At 62.6% G+C, this 7,866-nt stretch carries 4 protein-coding genes; all 4 read left to right on the top strand.

Annotated elements, in window-relative coordinates:
- Positions 1–6: 6 nt before the first annotated feature.
- The 4 genes from ACTQXO_RS06425 to pknB all read left to right on the top strand — a co-directional run bounded on the left by ACTQXO_RS06425 (position 7) and on the right by pknB (position 7,327).
- Positions 7–423, top strand: a complete 417-nt coding sequence (locus ACTQXO_RS06425; RefSeq protein ID WP_055250779.1) for an FHA domain-containing protein — start codon at positions 7–9, stop codon at positions 421–423.
- Entirely contained in the window at positions 420–2,357 is a 1,938-nt protein-coding gene (locus ACTQXO_RS06430) for a Stp1/IreP family PP2C-type Ser/Thr phosphatase (RefSeq protein WP_441031905.1), read from the top strand. Before ACTQXO_RS06425 ends, ACTQXO_RS06430 begins: the two co-directional genes overlap by 4 nt.
- A gap of 16 nt (positions 2,358–2,373) precedes the next feature.
- Positions 2,374–5,244, top strand: a complete 2,871-nt coding sequence (locus ACTQXO_RS06435; protein ID WP_441031907.1) for an FtsW/RodA/SpoVE family cell cycle protein — start codon at positions 2,374–2,376, stop codon at positions 5,242–5,244.
- Between the two features lie 133 nt (positions 5,245–5,377).
- The gene (pknB, locus tag ACTQXO_RS06440; protein ID WP_154518435.1) at positions 5,378–7,327 is read left to right on the top strand and encodes a Stk1 family PASTA domain-containing Ser/Thr kinase; all 1,950 of its coding nucleotides are present in this window, start codon (positions 5,378–5,380) and stop codon (positions 7,325–7,327) included.
- The last annotated feature ends 539 nt before the right edge of the window (positions 7,328–7,866 follow it).

Consider the following 7,866-nt stretch of genomic DNA (forward strand, 5'->3'; position numbering starts at 1 on the left):
TCGCTTATGAACATCGATATCGTCCTTTTTGCAGGCCGCATCGTACTGGTCGTCCTGCTTTATATCTTCTTGTTCGCCGTCATGAAGACCGGCGTGGGGCTCGTGCGCGGCCAGCGCCGCGACTCTGCCATCTGGACGATCGATGTGGACAAGGGCCCGCGCGGCATCCGCGGTATTCACGTGGATATGCTTGGCCCCGTCATCGTCGGTCGTTCGCCGTCATCTGACATCTGCATCAACGAGCCGTTTGTCTCTGCCTCGCATGCGCGTTTTTCGCTGCAGGGCCCGGCACTTATTATCGAGGACCTCAACTCGCTTAACGGCACCCTTGTTAACGGCCGCCAGCTGGTGGAGCCCGCAACGCTGCGCGAGGGCGACGAAGTCCAGATTGGCGACGTGGTCATGAAGGTGAACCGTCGATGATCGACGAGGAGAACAAGTCCGCAACCATGTCCGAGGCACTGGCTGCCCCCGCGGCCGTGCCGGCTCATGCCGCCCCGGCGGGCCCTGCGCCCGTTGAGCCCGAGGACACCGTGTTCTCCCTGCCTCTTTCGCATGTAACGCAAGACCATCTGATGCCCATCGATGGCCAGGATGAAGATAATTCCACCGATGCCCCCATCGGCGCGCACGCCGTTGCCGATCAACCTTCGGCACCGGAAACTACACCTGCGCCGGCCCACTTTGCCGAGTCTGTCGCCGCGGCAATCGATGAGAGCGCCGCGGTGTTTTTGGCCCCCGAGCCCACGGCACCGGTGTTTCCCGTAGTTCCAGCACCCACCGCAGCGCCCGAGCCCGCATCTACACCGGCACCCGCGGCGGCATCCTCCCCCGCGGCCGCATCGGCGCCCGAGGCCGTTCAGCCTACGGCCGAAGAGATGCCCGTCACAGCGACGGAGGGCGCCTCTCAGCCCCACAGCACGCCCGCGCCCGCGCACTTCGCGGCACCCGAGCCCGCAGCCGTCGCCCCGCAAGACGAAGAGCCTGCCGACAACACAACCGAAGTGCCCGCCACGTCTAAAGTCGACGATCCGAGCAACGAGGCCAACGCCGTCTCGCCCGGCGACACGGCCGAGATTGATGTCGCCGCCGTGGAGGCCAAGCTCAAGGACCCTGGTTCGACCATGAGTTTTGAGCCGCTGGCCGACGAGCGCATCGAGACCGATTCGACCTACGATGCCGGCACCACCACGCAACTCATGTGGGGCGCCCGCTCCGATGTTGGCTGCGTGCGTCCGCACAACGAGGACTCCTACCTGGTACAGTCGCCGCTCTTTTGCGTGTGCGACGGCATGGGTGGTCACGCCGCCGGCGAGGTAGCCTCATCCATCGCGGTCGAGACCATCGCCAAGACGGCGCCACAGGCTGCCGACGCCGCGCGCCTAGCCGCAGCCGTCGAAGCTGCCAACGCCGCCGTCATCGAGGCCGCACTCAACGGCCTGGGCAAGCCCGGTATGGGCTGCACGGCGACCTGCGCCTATATCGAAAACGACATGCTCGCCATCGCCCACGTGGGCGACTCGCGCGCCTACCTGCTCCACGAGGGCACGCTCATCCGCGTGACCCGCGACCACTCCTATGTGGAGGAGCTCGTGGACGCTGGCGAAATTACGGCCGACGAGGCGCGCGTCCATCCCAACCGCTCGGTTATCACACGTGCACTGGGTTCGGACCCCGCCATGTATGCCGACCACTTTACCCTGCACATCGAAGAGGGCGACCGCCTGATCCTGTGCTCGGACGGCCTTTCGAGCATGATTCCCGATAGCGAAATCGAAAACATCGCCACGCAATCGTCTACGGCGCAGATTTGCGTCGATAACCTGGTGGACGCCGCGCTCGCTGCCGGCGGCCACGACAACGTGACGGTAGTCGTTGTGGACCTGGTCGACGACGGCGTCATGCGCGAGGCGAAGCGTGTTCGCCGCCGCAACGTCACCATTGCCGCCATCCTGGGCATCGCTTTTGTGCTGGCGGCAGCCATCTGGGCCTACGCGGGCGTCACCGGCTCGTATTACCTGGGCACCTACAAGGACACCGTCGCGGTCTACCGGGGCATTCCCGGCAAGCCGCTCGGCCTTAAGCTGCACTGGCTCGAGAGCACGACCGCCATCAAGCTATCCGACCTACCCGAAGACACGCAGAATCGTCTGAAAGCAGGCATTCCGCAAACGAGTGTTGACGACGCGCAGGACACTATCTCCAAGTACCGTCATCAAATCGATGAGGAACAGACCCGCCAGGTGATCGACGCGCAAACGATTCGCGACAACACCGACCAGGAATCGACTTCCAAATCGAATTCCGAAAAAACCGCCGAACAGTCCGCCGAGGCCGAAGCCTCCGATAAGAATTAGAAAGGGAGTGCCGCTTATGAGTCGCCGCAACACCGAAATGCTCTTGCTCATCGCCTCGGCGTTCCCCGTCATCCTGCTGTATGCGATGTACGTGCTCACCGCAGGCGCTTCCATCTCGTTTGAAACGCTCGCCGTGCCGATCGGTCTTTTTGCCGCCTTCGCCGCGGCGCATATCGCCGTGCGCATCCTGGCGCCCGGTGCCGATCCGGCCATCCTGCCCATCGTCTTTGTGCTTTCGGGCATCGGCATCACGTTCGTAACGCGTCTGGCACCCGCCCTCGCCATCTCGCAGCTCGTCATTCTGTTTGTCTCGGTGGCACTGATGGTGGGCACGCTCGCGATGATCAAGAATCTCGATGTGGTCATGCGCTACAAGTACACCTTTGGCATCATCGGCATCATCTTGCTGATGCTGCCCATCTTTATCGGCACCACCATTTCGGGCTCCAAGCTGTGGATTCGCATCGCCGGCTTCACCATCCAGCCCGGCGAGTTCGCCAAGATTTTTATCGTATTGTTCTTGGCCGGATACCTAGCCGAAAACCGCGAGCTACTCTCCATCTCCAATCGCAAGATCTTGGGCCTCAAGGTCCCGCGCCTGCGCCTGCTGCTACCGCTGTTCGCTGTGTGGGGTGTATGCCTTCTGGTCGTTGTCTTCGAGCGCGACTTGGGCTCCGCTGTGCTGTTCTACACCATCTTCTTGCTGATGCTCTACGTCGCCACGGGACGTTTCTCGTATGTCGTCATCGGCCTTGCGCTTTTGGCAGTGGGTGCCGTGGGCGCCTACAAGTTCCTGTCGCATGTCCAGGTACGTTTCCAGATCTGGGCCGACCCCTTTAAGGATGCCCAGGGCCAGGGCTACCAGATTGTGCAATCCCTTTTCTCGTTGGCTGACGGCGGTCTTATCGGCGTTGGCATCGGTAATGGCATGGCCAATAACATCCCCGTCGTCGAGTCCGACTTCATTTTCTCGGCCATCGGCGAGGAAATGGGCCTTTTGGGCGGCGGCGCCGTACTCGTCCTGTTTATGCTCTTTGCCGTGCGAGGCCTGACCACGGCCGCCCGCGCTAAGTCCGACCTTGCCGCATTTAGCGCCACGGGCCTCACGGCCGCCATTAGCTTCCAGGCCTTCTTGATCGTTGGCGGCGTTACCCGCCTGATTCCGCTGACCGGCGTCACCCTGCCCTTTATGAGCCAGGGCGGCTCCTCGCTGCTGGCGAGCTTTATCATTGTCGCGCTTTTGCTGCGCGCCGGCGATGAGGCCACCGGTCGCGAGGCCGAGCTCACCGGTACCGGCACCATGGCCGCCATCACTGACGACCAGGTCGCTTCTGCCGCGGCGCATGCCGGCACGCGCTTCGCTTCTTCGTCTTCCTACGGCCGTGGCAGCCACTCCACCGGCTCGCGCATGCGTCGTCGCCTGCTCGATACGCCCGAATCTGGCGTGCTCGGCCGCGTGGCGCTCGCCAACCGCCTAACCCGCGCGGTGTTTGCCTTTACGGCCCTGTTCGCCATCCTCATCGGCAACCTCACCTATGTCCAGGTCATCAAGGCCAAGGATTACCAGGATATGCCGACCAACAATCACACCATCGCCCGTTCCAAGTACATCCAGCGCGGCTCCATCATCACGTCCGACGGCGTGACGCTGGCCGAATCGCTGCAACAGGAGGACGGCACCTACGTACGCTCCTACCCTAACGGCAACCTGGCCGCCCATGTGGTTGGCTATGTGAGCCAGCAGTACGGTACCGCCGGCATCGAGAGCGTGATGAACGACACGCTCACCGGTTCCAAGGATTACTCCAGCTGGAACAACGCCATCGCGTCGCTCGCGGGCCAAAACCAGCCGGGCAACACCGCCAAACTTACCATCGACTCCCGCATCCAGACGGCCGCCGAACAGGCTCTCAAGGGCTTTAAGGGCGCCGTTGTGGTCATGGACCCGCGCACTGGCGCGGTGCTCGCATGCGCCAGCTCGCCCACCTACGACAACACCAACATCGACGCCCTGCTGCAATCGGGCGGCGGTGAGGATGGTTCTATGTACGACCGCGCCATGGACGCCCTCTATACTCCGGGCTCCACGTTTAAGGTCGTCACGCTTTCGGCGGCACTCGAGACCGGCACCGCAAGCCTTTCGAGTACTTATCAGGCGCCCGGTTCCATGGATATCGGCAATGCACCGGTCACCAACTCCGCCAATGAGAGCTACGGCACGATTAGCCTGCAGCAGGCCTTTGCCGTGTCGTCCAACGTCGTCTTTGGTCAGGTGGCAAACGAGGTCGGCGCCAGCTCGCTCGTACAGTTCGCCAACGCCTTTGGCTATGGCCAAAAGCTCGGTCAGGACCTAACCGCCGCGGCGTCCATCATGGCCGACCCCTCGCTCATGACCGAATGGGAAACCGCCTGGGCCGGCGCCGGCCAGCCCGTCGGCATGGACCACACGCCGGGTCCGCAGACCACCGTCATGCAGAACGCCGTTATCGCGGCGGCCATCGCCAACAGCGGCGTCGTCATGGACCCGTTCTTCGTTGCCCAGGTGCTCGCCCCAGACGGAACCGTGGTCAAGACCACGCAGTCCCGCTCACTGGGCCAGGCCGTCAGCGCCACCACGGCCGAACAGGTCAAACAGGCCATGCTCGACGTCGTTCAATCCGGCACCGGCACCGATGCCCAGATTCCGGGCGTCAAGGTTGCCGGCAAGACCGGCTCTGCCGAGATCGTCGGCACCAAGGTCAACTCGATGTTCGTCGGTTTTGCGCCTTACGATTCACCCACGGTCGCCATCTCGGTAGCCTTGGAGGATTACGACAAGCACGACGTCGAGGCGGCAAAGATCGCCGGCATCGTCCTGACCGCGGCGCTTGCCGCCCAGGGAGCGTGATGCCCGTGATTGATGCGCAAGCATGGGGCGTGCCGCGGCCGATAACACTAGCGGCAATGCGCCACACGGCCCCAGCGGCCTCAAATTTGGTACTACACACATCGTTGAGCGAATAGTCATGTTAGGAGCAGGAATGGAACAGAGGGTCCTCGGGGGAAGATACCTCCTCAAGGATAAGGTAGGGACAGGCGGCATGGCGACCGTCTACCGTGCACAGGACCAGGTCCTCGACCGCACGGTAGCTATCAAAATCATGCTGCCGCAATATGCCGGCGACGCCACCTTTGCTGCACGCTTTAAGCAGGAGGCCCAGGCAGCCGCCGGCCTCTCCTCCCCCTATATCGTCGGCGTCTACGATTGGGGCAAGGACGGCGACACCTATTACATCGTCATGGAATACCTGCGCGGCACCGACCTTAAGAGCGGCATCAAGAGCCACGGCGCCCTTGATCCCAAAAAGGTCGCTCAGATCGGCTCGCAGATCAGCTCCGCACTTTCGGTCGCCCACAAGCACGAGATCATCCACCGCGATATTAAGCCGCAGAACATCATGGTGCTGCCCGACGGCAACATCAAGGTCATGGACTTTGGCATCGCGCGCGCCAAGAACAGCCACCTTACGCAGGACAACAACGTTTTGGGCACCGCCCACTACGTAAGCCCCGAGCAGACCCGCGGGCAGGATCTAGGCCCCACCTCGGACATTTACTCGCTGGGCGTCGTGATGTACGAGTGCGCCACCGGCCGCGTGCCTTTCGACGGCGACGATGCCATCTCGGTCGCACTCAAGCAGGTCAACGAGCTGCCCGTGCCGCCGAGCCAGATCAACTCCGGTGTCGATGCCGATCTTGAGCGCATTATCCTCAAGTGCATGGAAAAAGATCCGGCTAACCGTTTCCAGACGGCCGACGAGCTGCGTCAGGTGCTCAACAGCTACCTGTCTGGTCGCGCCGTCAACGTGCCGGAGCCTACGCGCGTTATCGGCGCCGTTGGCGACCTGGGTGCCACCAAGACCCGAGAGCTATCCGACCAGACGCGCGCCATGGTACGCCCCGTCTCGGGCGTGAGCGGACAAAATAACGCTCGCAGCTCCGTCTCGGGTTCAACCGGCTCTTACGCCACCGAGCAGCCCAAATCCAACAAGAACAAGATCATCGCCGCCGTAGTTGCTGCGGTAGCCGTAATCGGCGTCATCGTGGCCTTTGCCACCGGACTCTTTGGCGGCGAGCAGGTCCCGGTTCCCGATGTGTTGGGTAAGGACCAGCAGACCGCCGTCGAACTGATTAAGGATGCCGGCCTTGACGTCGGAACCATTGACCAGAGCTACAACGACGACGTCGACGAGGGAAAGGTTGTCGAGCAGACTCCTAACGGTCACACCAAGAAGCCCAAGGGCACCAAGGTGAATCTGGTAATCTCCAAGGGTCCCAAGCCCTCCGAGAAGGTTGATGTCCCGCAGCTCGTTGGTCTGACCAAGGACCAGGCAGAGGCGGCGCTGGCAAGCGTCGGCCTTAAGGGCAATGCCACCGAGGAAGCCAACGAGGCCGAAAAGGGCGAAGTCTTTGAACAGGGCACCGATGCGGGCAAGGAAGTCGAGAAGGGCACGACCATCTCGTACAAAGTCTCGAGTGGACCCGACACCACCTCTGTCCCTGATCTGACCGACATGACCGAGGCTCAGGCACGCAACGCCCTCGATATGGCCGGCTTCGGCGTCGATGTAACCTACCAGGAGAACGATTCCGTCACCGAGGGCACCGTCATTAGCTGGAACCCCAGCGGTAAGCAAAAGCCCGGCGCCACGATTACCGTCGTCATCGCCAAGAAGTCCGGCAAGGCAAACGTTCCGGGCAACCTGTACGGCAAGAGCATCTCCTCCGCCGTCACCGCGCTCAACAACGCCGGATTCTACAACATCGCATTCTGCGATCAGAACGGCAACCCCGTGAGTGGTAACGAAAACGCCACCGTGACGGGCGTCTCCCCCACTGGCAAGCAGTCCACCGACAGCACGATCACGCTGACGGTTTCGATTTCTGGCTCTGGCACCGATTCAGGCGACGATTCCGGCACGACCAACTAGTCATCGAGACATTGTCCACAGCGGCTGATGCCGCAAACATATTCGCTCACAGGCGCCCGCTTGCTCCCCCAGCAAGCGGGCGCTTTCTTTATCCGAAGCAGCGAAAACTACGGCATGCCTTTAAACCAGAAGAGCCCGGTACCGCAGCGGTACCGGGCTCGATATTGCTCTGGTGCCCCCGGGCGGATTCGAAAACTCCCCCTGCGGGGAAATCGGTGACGCGGGTGTCGACGGCCCGAATCCGGCCCTTAGACCAGAAGAGCCCGGCACCGTGGTGGTACCGGGCTCGATATTGCTCTGGTGCCCCCGGGCGGATTCGAAAACTCCCCCCGCGGGGAAATCGGTGACGCGGGTGTCGACGGCCCGAATCCGCCGGCGGCCCCCCACAAACCAGAAACGGCGCCGCTCCCGCGACGCCGTCATATTCCCTGGTGCCCCCGGGCGGATTCGAAAACTCCCCCCGCGGGGAAATCGGTGACGCGGGTGTCGACGGCCCGAATCCGCCGGCGGCCCCCCACAAACCAGAAACGGCGCCGCTC

This window comes from Collinsella sp. LCP19S3_D5 (genome assembly GCF_052121415.1).
In the GTDB taxonomy this organism is placed as follows: domain Bacteria; phylum Actinomycetota; class Coriobacteriia; order Coriobacteriales; family Coriobacteriaceae; genus Collinsella.